19 protein-coding genes and 1 tRNA gene are annotated in these 16362 nt (G+C 64.3%); 8 read left to right on the forward strand and 12 right to left on the reverse strand.

Annotation, left to right across the window (positions count from 1 at the left end; all coding sequences use genetic code 11):
* Window positions 1-17 precede the first annotated feature (17 nt).
* The 4 genes from AB4Y35_RS14300 to AB4Y35_RS14315 form a co-directional block, all read right to left on the reverse strand.
* On the reverse strand, window positions 18-1076 hold the full coding sequence (locus tag AB4Y35_RS14300; RefSeq protein WP_368704843.1) for a sulfate/molybdate ABC transporter ATP-binding protein: 1059 nt from the start codon (window positions 1074-1076) through the stop codon (window positions 18-20).
* A gap of 2 nt (window positions 1077-1078) precedes the next feature.
* Window positions 1079-2047 carry a sulfate ABC transporter permease subunit CysW gene (cysW, locus tag AB4Y35_RS14305; RefSeq protein WP_368704844.1) on the reverse strand — a complete coding sequence of 323 codons (969 nt, stop codon included), beginning with the start codon at window positions 2045-2047 and terminating at the stop codon, window positions 1079-1081.
* Complete coding sequence (gene cysT / locus AB4Y35_RS14310) at window positions 2044-2943, reverse strand: sulfate ABC transporter permease subunit CysT (RefSeq protein WP_368704845.1); 900 nt, start codon at window positions 2941-2943, stop codon at window positions 2044-2046. The genes cysW and cysT overlap by 4 nt, the downstream gene beginning before the upstream one ends.
* Window positions 2944-3069: 126 nt before the next feature.
* Window positions 3070-4128: a sulfate ABC transporter substrate-binding protein gene (locus AB4Y35_RS14315; protein ID WP_368704846.1), complete on the reverse strand. Its 1059-nt coding sequence runs from the start codon at window positions 4126-4128 to the stop codon at window positions 3070-3072.
* 292 nt (window positions 4129-4420) lie between these two features.
* Here AB4Y35_RS14315 and lexA point away from each other — a divergent pair, with 292 nt between their 5' ends.
* The 3 genes from lexA to AB4Y35_RS14330 all read left to right on the forward strand — a co-directional run bounded on the left by lexA (window position 4421) and on the right by AB4Y35_RS14330 (window position 6298).
* Window positions 4421-5071, forward strand: a complete 651-nt coding sequence (lexA, locus tag AB4Y35_RS14320) for a transcriptional repressor LexA (protein WP_042268621.1) — start codon at window positions 4421-4423, stop codon at window positions 5069-5071.
* Window positions 5072-5140: 69 nt separating this feature from the next.
* On the forward strand, window positions 5141-5518 hold the full coding sequence (locus AB4Y35_RS14325; RefSeq protein ID WP_133184263.1) for a hypothetical protein: 378 nt from the start codon (window positions 5141-5143) through the stop codon (window positions 5516-5518).
* Window positions 5519-5614: 96 nt separating this feature from the next.
* Window positions 5615-6298 (forward strand): DUF2939 domain-containing protein, encoded by a 684-nt coding sequence (locus AB4Y35_RS14330; RefSeq protein WP_368705407.1) that lies wholly within the window; start codon window positions 5615-5617, stop codon window positions 6296-6298.
* Between the two features lie 61 nt (window positions 6299-6359).
* Here the strand turns inward: AB4Y35_RS14330 and AB4Y35_RS14335 are convergent, their stop codons facing one another.
* On the reverse strand, window positions 6360-6830 hold the full coding sequence (locus AB4Y35_RS14335; RefSeq protein ID WP_069267551.1) for a universal stress protein: 471 nt from the start codon (window positions 6828-6830) through the stop codon (window positions 6360-6362).
* Between the two features lie 320 nt (window positions 6831-7150).
* Between AB4Y35_RS14335 and nodI the strand changes: the two genes are divergently transcribed.
* Window positions 7151-8065: a nodulation factor ABC transporter ATP-binding protein NodI gene (nodI, locus tag AB4Y35_RS14340; RefSeq protein ID WP_368704847.1), complete on the forward strand. Its 915-nt coding sequence runs from the start codon at window positions 7151-7153 to the stop codon at window positions 8063-8065.
* A gap of 58 nt (window positions 8066-8123) precedes the next feature.
* On the forward strand, window positions 8124-8960 hold the full coding sequence (locus tag AB4Y35_RS14345; RefSeq protein ID WP_368686393.1) for an ABC transporter permease: 837 nt from the start codon (window positions 8124-8126) through the stop codon (window positions 8958-8960).
* 18 nt (window positions 8961-8978) lie between these two features.
* Here AB4Y35_RS14345 and AB4Y35_RS14350 read toward each other — a convergent pair whose 3' ends face one another.
* The 3 genes from AB4Y35_RS14350 to AB4Y35_RS14360 form a co-directional block, all read right to left on the reverse strand.
* Window positions 8979-9401 carry a hypothetical protein gene (locus AB4Y35_RS14350; RefSeq protein ID WP_042268617.1) on the reverse strand — a complete coding sequence of 141 codons (423 nt, stop codon included), beginning with the start codon at window positions 9399-9401 and terminating at the stop codon, window positions 8979-8981.
* A gap of 104 nt (window positions 9402-9505) precedes the next feature.
* Window positions 9506-10567 (reverse strand): permease, encoded by a 1062-nt coding sequence (locus AB4Y35_RS14355; RefSeq protein ID WP_368704848.1) that lies wholly within the window; start codon window positions 10565-10567, stop codon window positions 9506-9508.
* Between the two features lie 191 nt (window positions 10568-10758).
* Window positions 10759-11811, reverse strand: a complete 1053-nt coding sequence (locus AB4Y35_RS14360; RefSeq protein ID WP_342920500.1) for an NADP(H)-dependent aldo-keto reductase — start codon at window positions 11809-11811, stop codon at window positions 10759-10761.
* Between the two features lie 184 nt (window positions 11812-11995).
* Between AB4Y35_RS14360 and AB4Y35_RS14365 the strand changes: the two genes are divergently transcribed.
* The gene (locus AB4Y35_RS14365; RefSeq protein ID WP_368686396.1) at window positions 11996-12238 is read left to right on the forward strand and encodes a hypothetical protein; all 243 of its coding nucleotides are present in this window, start codon (window positions 11996-11998) and stop codon (window positions 12236-12238) included.
* A 127-nt stretch (window positions 12239-12365) separates the two neighbouring features.
* Here the strand turns inward: AB4Y35_RS14365 and AB4Y35_RS14370 are convergent, their stop codons facing one another.
* Complete coding sequence (locus tag AB4Y35_RS14370; RefSeq protein WP_028204875.1) at window positions 12366-12638, reverse strand: hypothetical protein; 273 nt, start codon at window positions 12636-12638, stop codon at window positions 12366-12368.
* A 416-nt stretch (window positions 12639-13054) separates the two neighbouring features.
* Between AB4Y35_RS14370 and dusA the strand changes: the two genes are divergently transcribed.
* The gene (gene dusA, locus AB4Y35_RS14375) at window positions 13055-14056 is read left to right on the forward strand and encodes a tRNA dihydrouridine(20/20a) synthase DusA (RefSeq protein WP_368704849.1); all 1002 of its coding nucleotides are present in this window, start codon (window positions 13055-13057) and stop codon (window positions 14054-14056) included.
* 89 nt (window positions 14057-14145) lie between these two features.
* A tRNA-His gene (locus tag AB4Y35_RS14380) sits at window positions 14146-14221 on the forward strand.
* A 595-nt stretch (window positions 14222-14816) separates the two neighbouring features.
* On the opposite strand, the gene AB4Y35_RS14385 is transcribed toward AB4Y35_RS14380, so the two are convergent.
* The 3 genes from AB4Y35_RS14385 to AB4Y35_RS14395 all read right to left on the reverse strand — a co-directional run bounded on the left by AB4Y35_RS14385 (window position 14817) and on the right by AB4Y35_RS14395 (window position 16238).
* On the reverse strand, window positions 14817-15008 hold the full coding sequence (locus AB4Y35_RS14385) for a hypothetical protein (RefSeq protein WP_368704850.1): 192 nt from the start codon (window positions 15006-15008) through the stop codon (window positions 14817-14819).
* A gap of 259 nt (window positions 15009-15267) precedes the next feature.
* Window positions 15268-15489, reverse strand: coding sequence for a hypothetical protein (locus AB4Y35_RS14390; RefSeq protein ID WP_069267557.1), 222 nt, complete (start codon window positions 15487-15489; stop codon window positions 15268-15270).
* A 521-nt stretch (window positions 15490-16010) separates the two neighbouring features.
* A complete protein-coding gene (locus AB4Y35_RS14395; RefSeq protein ID WP_368700945.1) occupies window positions 16011-16238 on the reverse strand; it encodes a hypothetical protein in 228 nt (75 codons plus the stop codon).
* Window positions 16239-16362 lie beyond the last annotated feature (124 nt).

Raw genomic sequence — 16362 nt, forward strand, 5'->3', positions numbered from 1 at the left:
TGTGAGCACTGTAACGCTCATTGCGCCGGAAATACGCGCAGCCCGCGCGGCACCGCCGTCACGCCCTCGCCCACCGAAAGCCCCAGCGCGCGCCACAATTCGCGGTCGAGCTCGGCTTCGAGCGCGCCGCCCGTGCGGCTTTCCAGCTCCACGCGCACCGAGCCGCCCAGCGTCACCACGCGGCGCACGTCGACCACGATGCCGTCGCGATGATCGCTCGCTTCGCGGTGCAGCACGAGGTCGTGCGGCCGCACATAGGCGAGCGCGGGCCCTTCGAAGCCCGCGTGCACGGAGATCGGCTGCGCCGCGCCCTCGGCGACGAAACCGCGTGCATCGACGCTGCCGCGCAGCCGGTTCGCGGCGCCGAGGAATTCGTACACGAAGGACGTCTGCGGATGATCATAGACGTCCTGCGGGCTGCCCACTTGCTCCACGTGGCCATGATTCATCACGACGATGCGATCGGCCACCTCGAGCGCCTCCTCCTGGTCGTGCGTAACGAAGATCGTCGAGATGTGCAGGTCGTCGTGCAGGCGCCGCAGCCACGAGCGCAACTCCTTGCGCACCTTGGCGTCGAGCGCGCCGAACGGTTCGTCGAGCAGCAGCACCTTCGGCTCGACGGCGAGCGCGCGCGCCAGCGCGATGCGCTGACGCTGGCCGCCCGACAGCTCGGACGGATAGCGCTGCGCGAGCCAGTCGAGCTGCACGAGCTTGAGCAGCTCATGCACCTTTTCGCGAATCACGGCCTCCGAGGGCCGCTCGCTGCGCGGCTTCACGCGCAGGCCGAAGGCCACGTTCTCGAACACCGTCATGTGGCGAAACAGTGCGTAATGCTGGAACACGAAGCCCACCTGACGCTCGCGCGCGCCCACCTCGCCCACGTCCAGGCCTTGCAGCACGACCTGGCCCGCGTCGGCGTATTCGAGGCCCGCGATCACGCGCAGGAGCGTGGTCTTGCCACAACCCGAAGGTCCGAGCAGTGCAACCAGTTCGCCCGGCGGAAAGTCGAGCGAGACGTTGTCGAGGGCGGTGAAGTCGCCGAAGCGCTTATGCAGATTGCTGACGGTGATGCCCATGTTTACTGCTCCCCTGCTTGAATCGGTTGGCGCACGGCGCGAGGCGCTGCGTGTTGTGAGACGTGTTGCGCGGCCACGGGTTGCGGGCCGGCGTAGGCGGGAATCTCGTCCGCGCCGCGCAGTTCCGACGAAAGGCGGCGCTCCGCGAGCAGCTTCAGGCCGAGCGTGACGAGCGCGAGCAACGCGAGCAGCGATGCCACGGCAAACGCCGCCGCGAAGTTGTACTCGTTGTAAAGGATCTCGACGTGCAGCGGCATCGTGTCGGTCTGGCCGCGAATATGGCCCGACACCACCGAAACCGCGCCGAACTCGCCCATCGCGCGCGCATTGCAGAGAATCACGCCGTACAGCAGGCCCCAGCGGATATTGGGCAGCGTCACGCGGCGGAACATCTGCCAGCCCGAGGCGCCCAGCACGTGGGCGGCCTCTTCCTCGTCGTTGCCCTGCGCCTGCATCAGCGGAATCAGCTCGCGCGCGACGAACGGGAACGTCACGAAGATCGTGGCGAGCACGATGCCCGGCACCGCGAAGATGATCTGCACGTCGTGGTCTTCGAGCCACGGCCCGAGCCAGCCCTGCGCACCGAACAGCAGCACGTAGATGAGCCCCGAAATCACGGGCGAAACCGAAAACGGCAGGTCGATCAGCGTGGTCAGCAGCGCCTTGCCGCGAAACTCGAACTTCGCGATCGCCCACGAAGCCGCGAGGCCGAACGCCAGATTCAACGGCACCGCGATCGCCGCCGTGATGAGCGTGAGCCTGATCGCGGCGAGCGCGTCGGGATCGACGAGCGACGTGAAGTAAAAGCCAATGCCCTTCGACAGCGCCTGCCAGAACACGGCGACGAGCGGCACCACGAGAAACAGTGCGAGAAACGCGAGCGCGATGCCAGTCAGCAGCCAGCGCACCCACGCTGATTCGGTGACCGGGTCGGGACGGCGCGTGCTGCGTTGTTGCGGCAGCGTGCTCATTGCGCACCTCCCGCGACGGTAGCGCCCACCACGGCATTCGGCGTGCTGCCGCCCGAGACGCCGCGGCTCGTGCGGCGCTGCAAATACCACTGCAGCGAATTGATGAGGAACAGCATGACGAACGACACGCAGAGCATCATTACGGCGAGTGCCGTCGCGCCCGCATAGTCATATTGCTCGAGCTTCGTGATGATGAGCAGCGACGTGATCTCCGACTTCATCGGCACGTTGCCGGCGATGAAGATGACCGAGCCGTACTCGCCCAGCGCACGCGCGAACGCGAGCGCGAAGCCGGTGAGGAGCGCCGGCAGCACCGCGGGCAGCACGACCCGGCGGAACGTGAGCCAGCGCGAGGCGCCGAGGCACGCGGCGGCCTCTTCCTGTTCGCGCTCGAAGTCCTCGAGCACCGGCTGCACCGTGCGCACGACGAACGGCAAGCCGATGAAGGTCAGCGCCACGAGCACGCCGAGCGGCGTGAAGGCGATCTTCAGACCGAGCGGCTGCAGGAACTGGCCGATCCAGCCGTTGCCCGCATACACGGCGGCGAGTGAAATGCCCGCCACGGAAGTGGGCAATGCGAACGGCAGATCGACGAGCGCATCGATCACCCGTTTGAACGGGAACGTATAGCGCACGAGCACCCACGCGAGCAGGAAGCCGAATACCGCATTGATCAGTGCCCCGCCGAGCGCGGCGCTGAACGTGAGCCGGTACGACGCGATCACGCGCGGCGACCACACGGCGCGCACGAACTGGCTCCAGTCGAGTGTCGCCGTCTTGAGAAAGGTGGCGGCAAGCGGAATGAGCACCACGAGGCTCAGGTAAGCCACCGTGATGCCGAGCGTCAAGCCGAAGCCAGGCAGCGCACTGGGCTTGCGCAATCGAAACGTTGTCATGCTCATCGTCCAGACATGGGTTGCGCGATTCGTGCGTTGCCAATTCGCGCCGAAAAGCGCGCCCGTAGGCGCGCTTCGTTGTTATGCGGTCACGTCGTTATGCGGACCGCGTACTGCCTGACAACTTTACTGCGGCTGGTAGATCGAATCGAACACGCCGCCATCTGCGAAATGCGTCTTCTGCGCGTTGGGCCAGCCGCCGAAGGTGTCGTCGACCGTGTAGAGCTTGAGCTTCGGAAACTTCGCCGTGAGCGCCGCCGGGACCTTGTCCGAACGCGGACGGTAGAAGTTCTTCGCGGCGATCTCCTGGCCCTCTTCGCTATAGAGGAACTGCAGGTAGGCCTCGGCCTCCTTGCGCGTGCCCTTCTTGTCGACGACCTTGTCCACCACGGCGACCGGCGGCTCAGCCAGAATGCTCACGGAGGGCACCACGATCTCGAACTTGTCCGGGCCGAATTCCTTGAGCGAGAGGAATGCTTCGTTCTCCCATGCAATCAGCACATCGCCGATGCCGCGCTGCACGAAGCTCGTCGTCGCGCCGCGTGCGCCCGAATCGAGCACGCCCGCGTTCTTGTAGAGCTTCGTGACGAAGTCCTTCGCCTTCTGCTCGCTGCCGCCCGGCTGGTGCAACGCATACGCCCACGCCGCGAGATAGTTCCAGCGCGCGCCACCCGAGGTCTTCGGATTCGGCGTGACGATCGAGACGCCCGGTTTGGTCAGATCGTCCCAGTCCTTGATGTGCTTGGGGTTGCCCTTGCGCACGAGGAACACGATGGTCGACGTGTACGGCGAGGCGTTGTCGGGCAGACGCTTTTGCCAGTCCTTCGCGACGATGCCCTTGTTGGCGAGCGCGTCGATGTCCCATGCCAGCGCGAGCGTCACGACGTCGGCCTGCAGGCCGTCGAGCACCGAGCGCGCCTGTGCGCCCGAGCCGCCATGCGACTGCTTGATGGTGAGCGTTTCGCCCGTCTTCGCCTTCCACTGCTTGATGAAGGCTTCGTTGATGTCCTGGTACAGCTCGCGCGTCGGATCGTAGGAGACGTTGAGCAGCGAGGTATCCGCGTGAGCGGCGATGGGCGTCATGGCCGCCATCGCCGTGACCCCGACGAGCGGCACAACGCCGATGACCAGTTTTGCCGCCAGTGTTTTCAGCCAGCCCGCGCGCCCCGTATGTGTCGTGCCCATCTATCTGTTCTCCGTTCTCGTGTGTGCTCGTTTGCGCTCATTGTTGAGTTGCAGCTAACGATGGAGGCCAGTCTAGCGATCCGCTTACATTATTAAAAATGATGTTTTTTCATTTTTTAATACGCAAAAGTGGTAAGGACAGAGGAAGTCGCTGCTGGAGCGCGGTTTCATCCGCGCAAACACGGGAAAGCGGCCTGATGGCAACGCTCAGTCGATGAACTTCAAGTAACACTTGAAAAGTGGCGAGTACTGTATAAAAATACAGTTACCTGTTCAAACATACAGTGGCGCCATGACCAAACTCACCGCACGACAGCAGCAGGTTTTCGATCTGGTTCGCCGGGCCATCGAACGCACGGGCTTCCCGCCCACGCGTGCCGAGATCGCGGCGGAACTCGGCTTCAGCTCGGCCAACTCCGCGGAGGAGCATCTGCGTGCGCTCGCGCGCAAGGGCGTGATCGAACTGGCTGCGGGCGCCTCGCGCGGCATCCGCCTCGTGCCGGGGCCCGACGACCTGCCGCACCAGTTCACGCTCCCGCACCCGAGCATCATGCAGCTCTCGCTGCCGCTCGTCGGGCGCGTCGCGGCGGGTAGCCCGATCCTCGCGCAGGAGCACATCTCGCAGAACTACATGTGCGACCCGGCGCTCTTCTCGAGCCGCCCCGACTACCTCCTGAAGGTGCGCGGCCTGTCCATGCGCGACGCCGGCATCCTCGACGGCGACCTGCTCGCCGTGCAGAAGAAGGCCGAAGCGAAAGACGGCCAGATCATCGTGGCGCGCCTTGGCGACGACGTCACCGTGAAGCGCCTGAAGCGCCGTCCGAACGGGCTCGAGCTGATCGCCGAGAACCCCGACTACGACAATATTTTTGTCGAGGCCGGCAGCGCGGAATTCGCGCTCGAAGGCATTGCGGTCGGCCTGATCCGCCCCACCGAATTCTAAGCAATCCGTCTGCGCGCAGTTCACGCAGAGTTTGCGCACGCACCGTCTGCGCACTACCTGGAGAGAGTCATGGAACGCCTTGCCCGCCTGCTGCCCTTCCGCCAATTCGGCCGTCTTCGCCATCTCCGTGGAATCGCCTCGTGCGCGGTCCGCGAAGTGCGCGGTTCGGCTGCCGCGCTGAGCGGCTCGCTTTTCGAAGACTCGCCAGAGATGGTGGCGGCCAGCACGGCCGACCTGCCCGTGCTGCCCTCGGCCCAGCCCGCGTTTGCGCGCGTGTCGCTCAACAGCACGCTCAACACCGAACAGCCCATGCGCCGCGCGCCCGTGCGCGTCTATCAGGGCCCGTCGCGGCTCATCCTCGTCGGCACGGTCGACGCGGTTTGCCGCGCGATCGACCGCTGCATCGCCGAGCAGCACAGCGACCTGCCCGCGGCGCTCGCGAAGTAAGCGGCAACACGGCTTAAATGTGAGAAGAGGTTACGGGCGGGATCGTTTCGCCTGGTTTGCGGTCAACATCGTGTTTGAACGATTTGCCCTATGCCGATGACGGAATCTCTCTCTACCCCGCGTAAGACCCAAGGCTGGAAGAAACCCGTTGCGATCACGGTTGCCGTCGCAATGGTGGTTGCCGCGATCGGCTACGCCTATGCGTCGCCCTATATCGCGGTGAAGCACATGAAAGCCGCCGCCGACGCGCGTGACGCCGTCGCGCTCAACGAGTACGTCGATTACCCTGCGCTGCGCCTGAGCCTGAAACAGCAGGTGGGCGAGATGCTGCATCGGCGCGTCGAGGGGCAGCACAGCAGCAATCCGCTGCTGATCCTCGGCGCCGTGATTGGCGCGGCATTGATTAGTCCGCTCGTCGATGCCTACGCCACACCGGAAGGCGTGGCCGCCCTGCTCGATGGCATGCCGCCGACGGGCAAGCCCGGCGACCGGCCGCACGCGCCGCCACCGGCGGAATCCGGCGCGCCATCCACGCAATCGGCGGAACCGGCGCAATCGGCACCCGCCTCTGCCGCGCCACCGGCCCCGGCGGCATCCGGCAATCCCGCGCCCGAGGCCCGGCCAGTGACCACGGCCGGCTATCGCGGCCTCAACGAGTTCGCGCTCACGTGGGACCGCGACAGTACGGGCGAGCACTACGCCGCCATCCTGCAGCGTCACGGGCTCTTCTCGTGGAAGCTCTCGGCCGTCGAGCTCGACGAAGGCAACGTCTCGAACTGAGACAGACCGGCAATGACAGCCGAGCCAGGCCGGTTCTCTACGAACCGGCCCGCTTGATCCGCTATGCGGCGGCTTGCTGCTGCTTTTCCTCAGCCGCCGACGAACACGCCACGAGAATGCTGCACGAGACGCGGTCGAGCAGCGGCGTGTTGCCCGCGCCCATCCACCAGCGCGAGAGCCCCGTGCGGCAGCGGTGGCCCACCACCACGAGGTCGGCATTCAGCTCGTTGGCCAGATTCGCGATTTCGTCGATCGGATGACCGAACGCGAAATGCCCCTGAGCGCGCACGCCGCGCTCGGTTAGCCAGTCCACGCCTTCCTGAAGGATCTCGCGCGCCGTTTCTTCGAAGCGGCCGCAGGCCACGTCGGTCAACAGGCCGGCGCTCTGGGCGATCGTCGAACGCATGTCGACGACCGAGAGCAAATGCGTCTCGGCTTGCAGATCGAGTGCAAGATCGGCGCCGCAACGCAGTGCCTTGCGGCCTTCGCGCGAGCCGTCGTAACAGAGCAGAATTTTTTTATAGCTCGCCATGATCGCTTCTCCCCGCCCGCGTGATTTGCAGGCTGTGCGATTCTCATGATGGTGCGCCGCAATTCCACATGCAAGGGCTGGAAAACGCCAGGTGTGCATCGAAAAACGCCAGATGTGTCGCGACCGGCGCACGCATCTTGCTCAGTGCTGAATGCTTGCCGTGACATGCATTTGCCCCTGCATTGTCAAACCGCTTCGAAGCGAGGCCCGACCCGCCACGCAGCAATGCACTAAAATGGGCCGCCTTGTTTCGTGCGATTTTTCGTTCGGTACTTCGAGCGACTCGCGCGATGCCCGTTCGACTCACGTTCAACCGGTCCATGCCAGCACCCGCCATCGAATTCGAGCAGGTCATCAAACATTACGGAGACAGGGCGGTCGTCAACGGCCTGTCGTTCGACGTCGTTCCCGGCGAGTGCTTCGGACTGCTCGGCCCGAACGGCGCGGGGAAAACCACGACGCTGCGCATGCTGCTCGGCATCGTTTCGCCCGATGCGGGTCGCATCAGCCTGTGCGGCGAGCCGGTGCCGGCGCGCGCACGCCACGCCCGCCAGCGCGTGGGGGTGGTGCCGCAGTTCGACAATCTCGACCCCGACTTCACCGTGCGCGAGAACCTGCTCGTGTTCGGCCGCTACTTCGGCTTGTCCGCGCGCGAAACGCGCGACCTCGTCGCGCCGCTGCTCGAATTCGCGCGCCTCGAAAGCAAGGCCGACGCGCGCGTGGGCGAGCTCTCCGGCGGCATGCGCCGGCGTCTCACGCTCGCGCGCGCGCTCGTGAACGACCCCGACGTGCTCGTAATGGACGAGCCCACCACGGGCCTCGATCCGCAGGCGCGGCATCTGATCTGGGAGCGGCTGCGCTCGCTGCTCGCGCGCGGCAAGACGATTCTCCTCACCACGCATTTCATGGAGGAGGCCGAACGGCTTTGCAATCGCGTCTGCGTGATCGAGGAAGGCCGCAAGATCGCCGAGGGCGCACCCAAGGCGCTGATCGAATCGGAGATCGGCTGCGACGTGATCGAGGTGTACGGACCGGACCCGGTGGCGCTGCGCGACGAACTCGTGGGCGATGCGAAGCGCACGGAGATCAGCGGCGAGACGCTGTTCTGCTATGTGGACGACCCCGCGCCCGTCCATGCGAAGCTGCGCCATCGCTCCGATTTGCGCTACCTGCACCGGCCCGCGAATCTCGAAGACGTGTTCCTGCGGCTCACGGGCCGCGAGATGCAGGATTAACGGCGGCTGGATTAACGGCGGCAAGATCGACGGCGGCGTACGAATCGCCAAGGACACCATGCAGACACGCACCAACAACCCGACGCCCTCGCGCCCCGAGCATGCGAGCGTGCGCGAGCCGCGCGCCGCGCTGCCTTCGAACGCCACGCACTGGATGGCCGTGTGGCGGCGCAACTATCTGGTCTGGCGCAAGCTCGCCCTCGCGTCGATGTTCGGCAATCTCGCCGACCCGATGATCTATCTGTTCGGTCTCGGCTTCGGGCTCGGGCTGATGGTCGGGCACGTCGACGGCGTCTCGTACATCGCGTTTCTCGCGGCGGGCACGGTGTCGTCTTCGGTGATGATGTCGGCGAGCTTCGAGTCGATGTACTCGGGCTTCTCGCGCATGCACGTGCAGCGCACGTGGGAAGCGATCATGCACACGCCGCTCACGCTCGGCGACGTCGTGCTCGGCGAGGTGATGTGGGCCGCGAGCAAGTCGGTGCTCTCGGGCGTGGCGATCATGGTGGTGGCGGGCCTGCTCGGCTACGCGAGCTTTCCTTCCATGCTGCTCGCGCTGCCCGTGATCGCGCTCGCGGGCCTCGCGTTCGCGAGTTGCGCGATGATCGTCACCGCGCTCGCGCCGTCCTACGACTTCTTCATGTTTTATCAGACGCTCGTGCTCACGCCGATGCTGCTGCTCTCCGGCGTGTTCTTTCCAATCGCGCAGCTGCCCGCGGCCGCGCAGCACATCACGCTGATGCTGCCGCTCGCGCACGCCGTTGCGCTGATCCGCCCCGCCATGCTCGACCGGCCTGTCGAGCAGGCCGGCCTGCACCTGCTGGTGCTCGCGATCTACGTGGTGGTGCCGTTCGCGATCGCATCCGTGCTGTTCCGCCGACGCATGATGCGCTGAAACGGCACCGCGAGGCGCTCAGTCCTCGTCGTCGCCCCAGGGAATATCGACGTCTGAAATAAACGCGACCGTCGCGAACGGGCCGCCTTCCTGGCGGCCGACCTTGCCGTCGGCGCGATGCCATTCCACGCGGAACATCGTCGATTGGGTCTGGGCGAGCAAACGCACCGTGCGGATCTCTTCGGGATCCGACTCCTCCACCGGGCCATCGAGCGAAACCAGCAGCGACTGCGGCCAGAGACCGTCGGCCGGGTCGTAGATGCGATCGCCGTCGGGAATCGAGGTATCCGCCTCGACGCCGATGGTGGCCGAAGCCTCGACGATCATCTTGCCGAGCGCGCGCAGCACCGCCGTGGCGCGGGCCGAGTTGGCCTGGCGAATGGCGAGATCGCCGCGCGTGAGCGCCTGCTCGAGTTTCGGATTGGTTTTTTGCTTTGCCATGCTGGTTTTCGGGCCGCGGCCCGCTCCGTGGCGGACGGCGAACCGTCCGCGTATTACAAGAATGCCAACGCCGAACGCATGGCGCCTGCCTCGTCCCGGCGTCCCTAAAAGCCGAGGGTCACGGCCGCGAGCCCGGCGGCGATGCCGAAGAACACCACCGTCGTGCCCACGACAGCGAGCATGCGCGGCCGGAACGAGCCCGCCAGCATCGCGAACGACGGCACGCTCACAGGCGGCAGCGTCATCAGCAGCGCGCCCGCGGGCCCCACGCCCATGCCGAGCGCGAGCATCGCCTGGATGATGGGGACCTCGCCGGCCGTGGGGATCACGAACAGCATGCCGACCACGGCGAACGTGACGACCCAGCCAAGGCTGCTCGTGACTTCCGGGCCGATGTGCGGGAACAGCCACGCGCGCGCCGCGCCAAGCAACAGCACCAGCACGATGTATTCCGGCACCAGCCGCACGGCCATGCGCGCAAAGATATGCGCCCAGCGCACGAAGACGTTGCCGCCCTCGGCCTGCTGCTGGGCGAGTTGCGCCAGCCGATCGTCGGCGGCACGCGATTCCTCGGGCGTCACGAGCCGGTTGCAGACCCAGCCGAGGCCGAACACCATCAGCAGGCCCAGCGTGAGACGCAGCGCACTCCATTGCCAGCCGAGCACGAAGCCCATGAACACGAGCGTGGCGGGATTGAGCACGGAGTTGCCGAGCCAGAACGCGATCGCGCCGCCCGCCGACGCATTGCGCGCACGCAGGCCCACGACCACGGGCGCGGCGCAGCAGGTGCACATCATGCCGGGCACCGCGAGCAGGCCGCCCGCCGCCACGCTGCCGAAGCCGCGCCGGCCGAGCACGCGCGCGACCCATTGCACGGGCAGGAGCGCCTGCACGCCGGAGCCGAGCAGCAGGCCAAGCACCATGGCCTGCCAGATCGCCTTGCCATAGGCGTAGGCGTAATCGAGCGCAGCGGAGAACGAGGGGTCGGGGGCCGTGGCCGCGCCGCCCATCAGGATCGATTTGCCGATGGAGTGGGTTTCCTCGGCCGTGAATGCGCGGTGATAGTACGGGAACCACTTCACGTAGAAGAGGCCGGCCACCGCCAGCAAAATGAAAATGGGCCAGCCGTAAGACGGGGGCGATTGCGCTGGACGTGCGCTCGTCATTGTGAAAATTCTCCGGGATTGAGCGTATGGACGGCCGCCGGGGCGCCGTCACGCGAGGCGTGATGGCGCCCCGGGCGGCGCATGCTGGATCGTAGTGTATGCCTTGCGAATCGCCAACGACTTTGCTGCGTTGGCGACTCGCGCGGCGCCGCGCGGCCCGGCAAGGGACCGCGCGGTTTCCCGCTTTCCCGTTAAGGGGCCGGATTGGGCTGCTGCTCGTGCAACGCGTCGATCTGCGCGAGCAGTTCGGGAGTGAGTTTGACGTCGGCGCTGGCGATATTTTCCTTCAACTGCTCGAGCGAGGTCGCGCCGATCAGGTTGCTGGTGAGGAACGGCCGGCTGTTGACGAACGCGAGTGCGAACTGCGCGGGCGTGTAGCCATGGGCGCGGGCGAGTTCCACGTAGCGCGTCGTCGCGGCCACCGATTCCGGCTTGCTGTAGCGCTTGAAGCGCTCGAACCGCGTGATGCGCGCGCCTTCCGGACGCGCCCCGCCCTCGTACTTGCCCGACAGCCAGCCGAACGCGAGCGGCGAATACGCGAGCAAGCCCACGGCTTCGCGGTGCGCGAATTCGGACAGGCCGCTTTCGAACGTGCGGTTGAGCAAGCTGTACGGATTCTGGATGCTGACAATGCGCGGCAGCCCGAGCTTTTCGGCCGCGCGCAGGAACTGCGCGACGCCCCACGGCGTTTCGTTCGACACGCCGATATGGCGGATCTTGCCCGCCTTCACGAAATCGGCGAGCACGCTGAGCGTTTCCTCGATCGGCACCGTGTACGCATCGTCGAGATACGGATACATACTGCGGCCGAACGTCATCGTGCTGCGGTCGGGCCAGTGCAACTGATACAGGTCGACGTAATCGGTCTGCAGGCGTTTCAGGCTGCCGTCGAGCGCTTCGGTCAGATTCTTGCGGTCGAACTGGTTCTGCGGCCCGCGAATGTGCTGCGGGTTGTGCGGCTGGCGCGCCGGGCCCGCAATCTTGGTGGCGAGCACGATGCGCTCGCGCGCCGCGCGATGCTGCGCGAGCCACGTCCCGATGAAGCGCTCGGTCTGTCCCTGCGTCTCGGGGCGCGGCGGCACGGGGTACATTTCGGCGGCGTCGATCAGCGTGACGCCCTGGTCGAGCGCGTAGTCGATCTGCTCGTGCGCCTCGCGCTCCGTGTTCTGCTCGCCCCACGTCATCGTGCCGAGCCCGATCAGGCTCACCTTGACGTCGGTATCGCCGAGTGTGCGGTATTCCATGGAAACGTTGTCCATCAGTTCGGTTGGGGAGCGCCGAAACTACCACGACGCGGGAAATTTTTCAGGAGTTGCAGAATACGGCCGCATTCCTGCACAAGCGGCCGCATGCGCCGCGGCCGGCCGCGGCGCCGCTCGGCGACAGACGTGCCAGAATCCGCACAGGCGCCTACGAGGAGCAATCGGCATGGAAAATCGACGCAGCTACGAATACATGGGCTTCGACATGACAGCCGGCGTGGACGGCGACCACGAAGCCGGCTTCTTCGTCTCGACGCAGATCATCCAGAGCCTCACGGACGCGGAAAACGGCAACGTGCCCGTCGACGGCATCGCCGCCGGCCGCTTTCCGACCCAGGACAACGCCTTCGACGCGGCCTTCGATCGCATTCGCGAGGCGATCGACAAGCGCGTGCGCGCCGCATCCTGAGTGTCGCCCCGGGGGAACAACCAGAACGGACGCAGAAAAGCAAAAGCCGGACGTCGCAATGACATCCGGCTTTCAGGCCGCCCGACTGACGGGCGGCTCAGCAGCGAATCGGAAACTTCGGCGCGACTTACTGACCGAAGAAAACCGATTGCGGGCCCGTGGCCTTCGCGTGGCTGCCCGACTGCGAAGCCGAGCCGGCGACACCGCCGTAAGCCGTTTGGGCGCCTTGTTCCTGGACGCGTTCGGCGGCCACGGTCTGGACGCTCTGGCCACGCTGCGAAGCGGGCGCGCCGACGTCCGGGCGATAGAACGGTGCCGGGCCGTAGCCGCTGGCGAACGCCGGAGCGGCAACAGAAGCGGTAGCTGCGACCAGCAGCGCTGCGATGAGTTTGGTCTTCATGGTGGACTCCAATATCAGGTTCAGTTGCGGATCGGGAAGGCGCCGCGCCTGGGAGGTCAGTGCCCACGAGCTGCGTCAACGAAACTCAGTGTATACACCTACTATCGGAAAATAATCGCGATAATCCGAATTTACTATTCTCCGTTCCACAACAATCCTGTCAGGCAGTTCTGACGGGGCTGAGCGACGAACAGACCCTAAAAGCGCTTTCAAAATAATTTGCGCGACGCAGCAAATTCCCTGCGGATTACATAACGCCGTAGGGTTTTTCGGCCGAAAATGGCTATCGGGCGCGCTTCCTGCAGAGGTATCCGGCAAAATGGCGCAGTGCGCAAAGGGTACGAAGAACGCGGCCCGTATGCGTTAAAATGCAAGGTTGTTCCACGCCAGCCGTTACTCATCGGTTTCCCATCGCCATGTCCGCCAACCGTCAAGCCAGCCCCCGCCGCGTTTCCGTCGCGCCGATGATGGACTGGACCGATCGCCACTGCCGTTCGCTGCATCGCTTCATCTCCCGGCACACGTGGCTGTATACGGAGATGGTGACGACGGGCGCCCTCATCCACGGCGACGTGCCGCGCCATCTCGCGTTCACGCCGGCCGAGGCGCCGGTCGCGCTTCAGCTGGGCGGCAGCGAACCCGACGACCTCGCGCGCGCCGCGAAGCTCGGCGAACAGTGGGGCTACGACGAGATCAACCTGAACTGCGGCTGCCCGTCCGAGCGCGTGCAGCGCGGCGCGTTCGGCGCGTGCCTGATGAACGAACCGCAACTGGTGGCGGACTGCGTGAAGGCGATGCGCGATGTCGTCTCCGTGCCCGTGACGGTCAAGCACCGCATCGGCGTGGATACGGTCGAGGACTATGCGTTCGTGCGCGACTTCGTCGGCACGATTGCCGAAGCGGGCTGCGACGTTTTCATCGTGCACGCGCGCAACGCGATCCTGAAGGGCTTGAGCCCGAAGGAGAACCGCGAGATTCCGCCGCTCAAGTACGACTACGCGTACCAGCTCAAGCGCGACTTCCCGCAACTCGAAATCATCATCAACGGCGGCATCAAGACGCTCGACGAAGTCGAGCAGCATCTACAGCACGTCGATGGCGTGATGCTCGGCCGCGAGGCATACCACAACCCCTACGTGCTCGCCGGCGTCGATGCGCGCTTCTATGGCGCAACTGATGCTGCGCTCACGCGCGAGGAAGTGGAAGCGAGGCTTATCGAGTACTGCGCGAGCGAAATTGCGCGCGGCACTTACCTGGGCGCGATCGTGCGCCATGCGCTGGGCCTCTATCGCGGCGTGGCCGGCGCGCGCGGCTGGCGCCGCATCCTCTCGGACAGCCGCAAGCTTGCGAAGGCAGATCTCGCGATCTTCGACGAGGCCCGCGAATATCTGCGCGTTCCGGACGAAATTCTTGAATAAAGGACTAGGCAAGCAAGCTTTGGTATGTATATAATCTTGCTTCTTGATTGACGCCGCTTTCGAAGCAGCGCTAATTGAGGAAAACAGTGGTGGCTGTAGCTCAGTTGGTAGAGTCCAGGATTGTGATTCCTGTCGTCGTGGGTTCGAGTCCCATCAGCCACCCCAAAGAATTCAAGCGCTTAGCCCAGTTCGATGAACTGGGCTTTTTGCTTTCTGGAATCCGTGTAAGCGCCGGTATAAGCAATTTTCGTCAGACTGAACCGTTCGCAGACCAAGTCGAAGCGGCGCGAGCCGACGGATTCATCTAGTGAACGCCATGCGGCGCCCTGCCGCCCTGAAAGCCAGGCACTACATGTGGCCGGCCAGCGGCGGTCAACAAAAGGCGGCGCGAGCGGTTGACCGCGAAAGCGATCCCGTATGCGACGGCTGCAATCCTTTGTGTGTGCACGTTCTGCACATATGCATCGGGCACGCGGCAGTCTGCACCCATGTGCCCCGCGGTAACCTGGTCAACGTAATCAATCGCACCGACGGGTGTCGCGGTAGCGTTCGCGCTTGAAACCGCATGGTTCAAGCCGCCTGCCGCCGAATTCTGGTTCGGTACATCGCGCTTCGGTATCGCCATAACAACGAACACGCGCTTCCCCGCAACATTGGCGCGCTGCGTGAAAATGTTGAGGTCCTGGCGAATTGCGCCTCCGCAGTGAGCTGGGCTGGGTCGTCAGCCTGAACCAGGCATGCAACACTTTTGAACCATCGCCTAAGTAATGCCGCTTGCCCGATCTCTCGCAGCAACGAATTGCCGATGAGTAGCGACCTCGAGCGCGATCAGGGCGCGTATCAAATCGTCGTTTGGGTTTTCGAGGATCAGCGGCGGCAGATCACGGGCCAATCCTTCGCGTGCCGCGACCCAAGCCTCGTAGGCAGTTGTGAGCTCGTCAACTTTGTCCAAAGTTTGTCCCCGACGACTGGCAATGATTCTCCGCGCCATTGCACCGATTTCGCTTGCTGCGCCGCTCGCATGGACGCGAGCGGGAGCAAGTTAATCACACATTTGAGTCAGAAATGACCGAGGATTTTCGAGGCAGCGTTCAGTACATTCGTACGCCGCCAGATCCCCGCCACACAACAGCAGAGAGATGGCCAGGTACGACGACGAGATCAATCAAATCAATACGCAGCGCAGTGGTTGCGTAACCTGACACGCAGCATTAGTCGAGGTCAATCATTTGCAAAGCTTGCAGTTTCCCGATTGCTGTTGCCTCTTCGTAGGTACCGCGATGCATCAAACGACCACTAGACAACGGGACACTGCCAGCCCAGACAGTATCGTCCATTGCGATGGCCCACCGCGGACCGAATTCTCCGTTGCCAACATCAAACGGCGTGAAATCGACGATGTATCCCTTGTAGCGAATGACGTGGTTGTTCATTGGCTCTCCTCCCGGTTGCAATCTAACACCGGCGCCGAGGGTGAATTTTTAGAGATTGTTAAGTGAATGTGGACGCGCCACGGAAATCGTTAACGGCGGCTGTGGCAGCAACCTTTAGCGACTTGGGGCAATCCCCCCATCACATAGCGGCAGAGAGATGACTGCGTATTACAACGAGATCGACAAGCGATGCGCGCGGCAGCGTCATCGCAGCAGCCGACGAAGCAACGACCGCGTAACGAATAGAGGAAGCGATGGCATCAATCAACGAAACATCCGCGTCAACGCCGCCCTTCGCGCCGCGGTAAAGGTCTGCACGCTGTCGAGCCCTGATCACATCGAAGCCTGCCGACTCATCACCGCCGGCGAACGAGTCGCTCTTGTGCCTTCCGATGCGACGAGAGCGCCGAGTGAAACAGGTTTTGGCGAAAGTGCGCAGTTCTCCACAGAAACTGTGGGCAAACCTGTGCGAAGGGCGAGCGACGCAGAGCGCGCTACAGGCAGCAATGAGCGCGACGAGCCTAGCCCGTCAAGATTTCATCGACCATCGCGCGCCCCCAAGCGAACCCGGCGCTTTCCGCATCGTCCCGAGTCCTGTGGCTCGTCTCCAGGTCTTGACTCGAAGCGATGTCGCGTTCCGTGCCCCTGCTTACTTTCGCGCGCCATACCCACATTTCATTGGGGCACTCAAGTGTTTCCGAATGAAGGTCATAGCCACGATAGTCGGTAAAGCGCACGTTCCAGCCCATCAGCAGTCTCCTTTCAAATTGAAAGGAAATAGTAGCATGGCCAGCGCCGGCGCTATGCATGTAACAGGTAATCGCCTCCAATAGCCGGGAACCGACGCACTCAAGGCAAGTAGCGAATAGAGCA

This window comes from Paraburkholderia sp. EG286A, assembly GCF_040965375.1.
Lineage (GTDB): Bacteria > Pseudomonadota > Gammaproteobacteria > Burkholderiales > Burkholderiaceae > Paraburkholderia.

Excerpts from the sequence above, each read along its gene's own strand:
- AB4Y35_RS14300 (WP_368704843.1), bottom strand. The coding sequence starts at position 1,076 with ATGGGCATCACCGTCAGCAATCTGCATAAGCGCTTCGGCGACTTCACC.
- cysW (WP_368704844.1), bottom strand. The coding sequence starts at position 2,047 with ATGAGCACGCTGCCGCAACAACGCAGCACGCGCCGTCCCGACCCGGTC.
- cysT (WP_368704845.1), bottom strand. The coding sequence starts at position 2,943 with ATGACAACGTTTCGATTGCGCAAGCCCAGTGCGCTGCCTGGCTTCGGC.
- AB4Y35_RS14315 (WP_368704846.1), bottom strand. The coding sequence starts at position 4,128 with ATGGGCACGACACATACGGGGCGCGCGGGCTGGCTGAAAACACTGGCG.
- lexA (WP_042268621.1), top strand. The coding sequence starts at position 4,421 with ATGACCAAACTCACCGCACGACAGCAGCAGGTTTTCGATCTGGTTCGC.
- AB4Y35_RS14325 (WP_133184263.1), top strand. The coding sequence starts at position 5,141 with ATGGAACGCCTTGCCCGCCTGCTGCCCTTCCGCCAATTCGGCCGTCTT.
- AB4Y35_RS14330 (WP_368705407.1), top strand. The coding sequence starts at position 5,615 with ATGACGGAATCTCTCTCTACCCCGCGTAAGACCCAAGGCTGGAAGAAA.
- AB4Y35_RS14335 (WP_069267551.1), bottom strand. The coding sequence starts at position 6,830 with ATGGCGAGCTATAAAAAAATTCTGCTCTGTTACGACGGCTCGCGCGAA.
- nodI (WP_368704847.1), top strand. The coding sequence starts at position 7,151 with ATGCCAGCACCCGCCATCGAATTCGAGCAGGTCATCAAACATTACGGA.
- AB4Y35_RS14345 (WP_368686393.1), top strand. The coding sequence starts at position 8,124 with ATGCAGACACGCACCAACAACCCGACGCCCTCGCGCCCCGAGCATGCG.
- AB4Y35_RS14350 (WP_042268617.1), bottom strand. The coding sequence starts at position 9,401 with ATGGCAAAGCAAAAAACCAATCCGAAACTCGAGCAGGCGCTCACGCGC.
- AB4Y35_RS14355 (WP_368704848.1), bottom strand. The coding sequence starts at position 10,567 with ATGACGAGCGCACGTCCAGCGCAATCGCCCCCGTCTTACGGCTGGCCC.
- AB4Y35_RS14360 (WP_342920500.1), bottom strand. The coding sequence starts at position 11,811 with ATGGAATACCGCACACTCGGCGATACCGACGTCAAGGTGAGCCTGATC.
- AB4Y35_RS14365 (WP_368686396.1), top strand. The coding sequence starts at position 11,996 with ATGGAAAATCGACGCAGCTACGAATACATGGGCTTCGACATGACAGCC.
- AB4Y35_RS14370 (WP_028204875.1), bottom strand. The coding sequence starts at position 12,638 with ATGAAGACCAAACTCATCGCAGCGCTGCTGGTCGCAGCTACCGCTTCT.
- dusA (WP_368704849.1), top strand. The coding sequence starts at position 13,055 with ATGTCCGCCAACCGTCAAGCCAGCCCCCGCCGCGTTTCCGTCGCGCCG.
- AB4Y35_RS14390 (WP_069267557.1), bottom strand. The coding sequence starts at position 15,489 with ATGAACAACCACGTCATTCGCTACAAGGGATACATCGTCGATTTCACG.
- AB4Y35_RS14395 (WP_368700945.1), bottom strand. The coding sequence starts at position 16,238 with ATGGGCTGGAACGTGCGCTTTACCGACTATCGTGGCTATGACCTTCAT.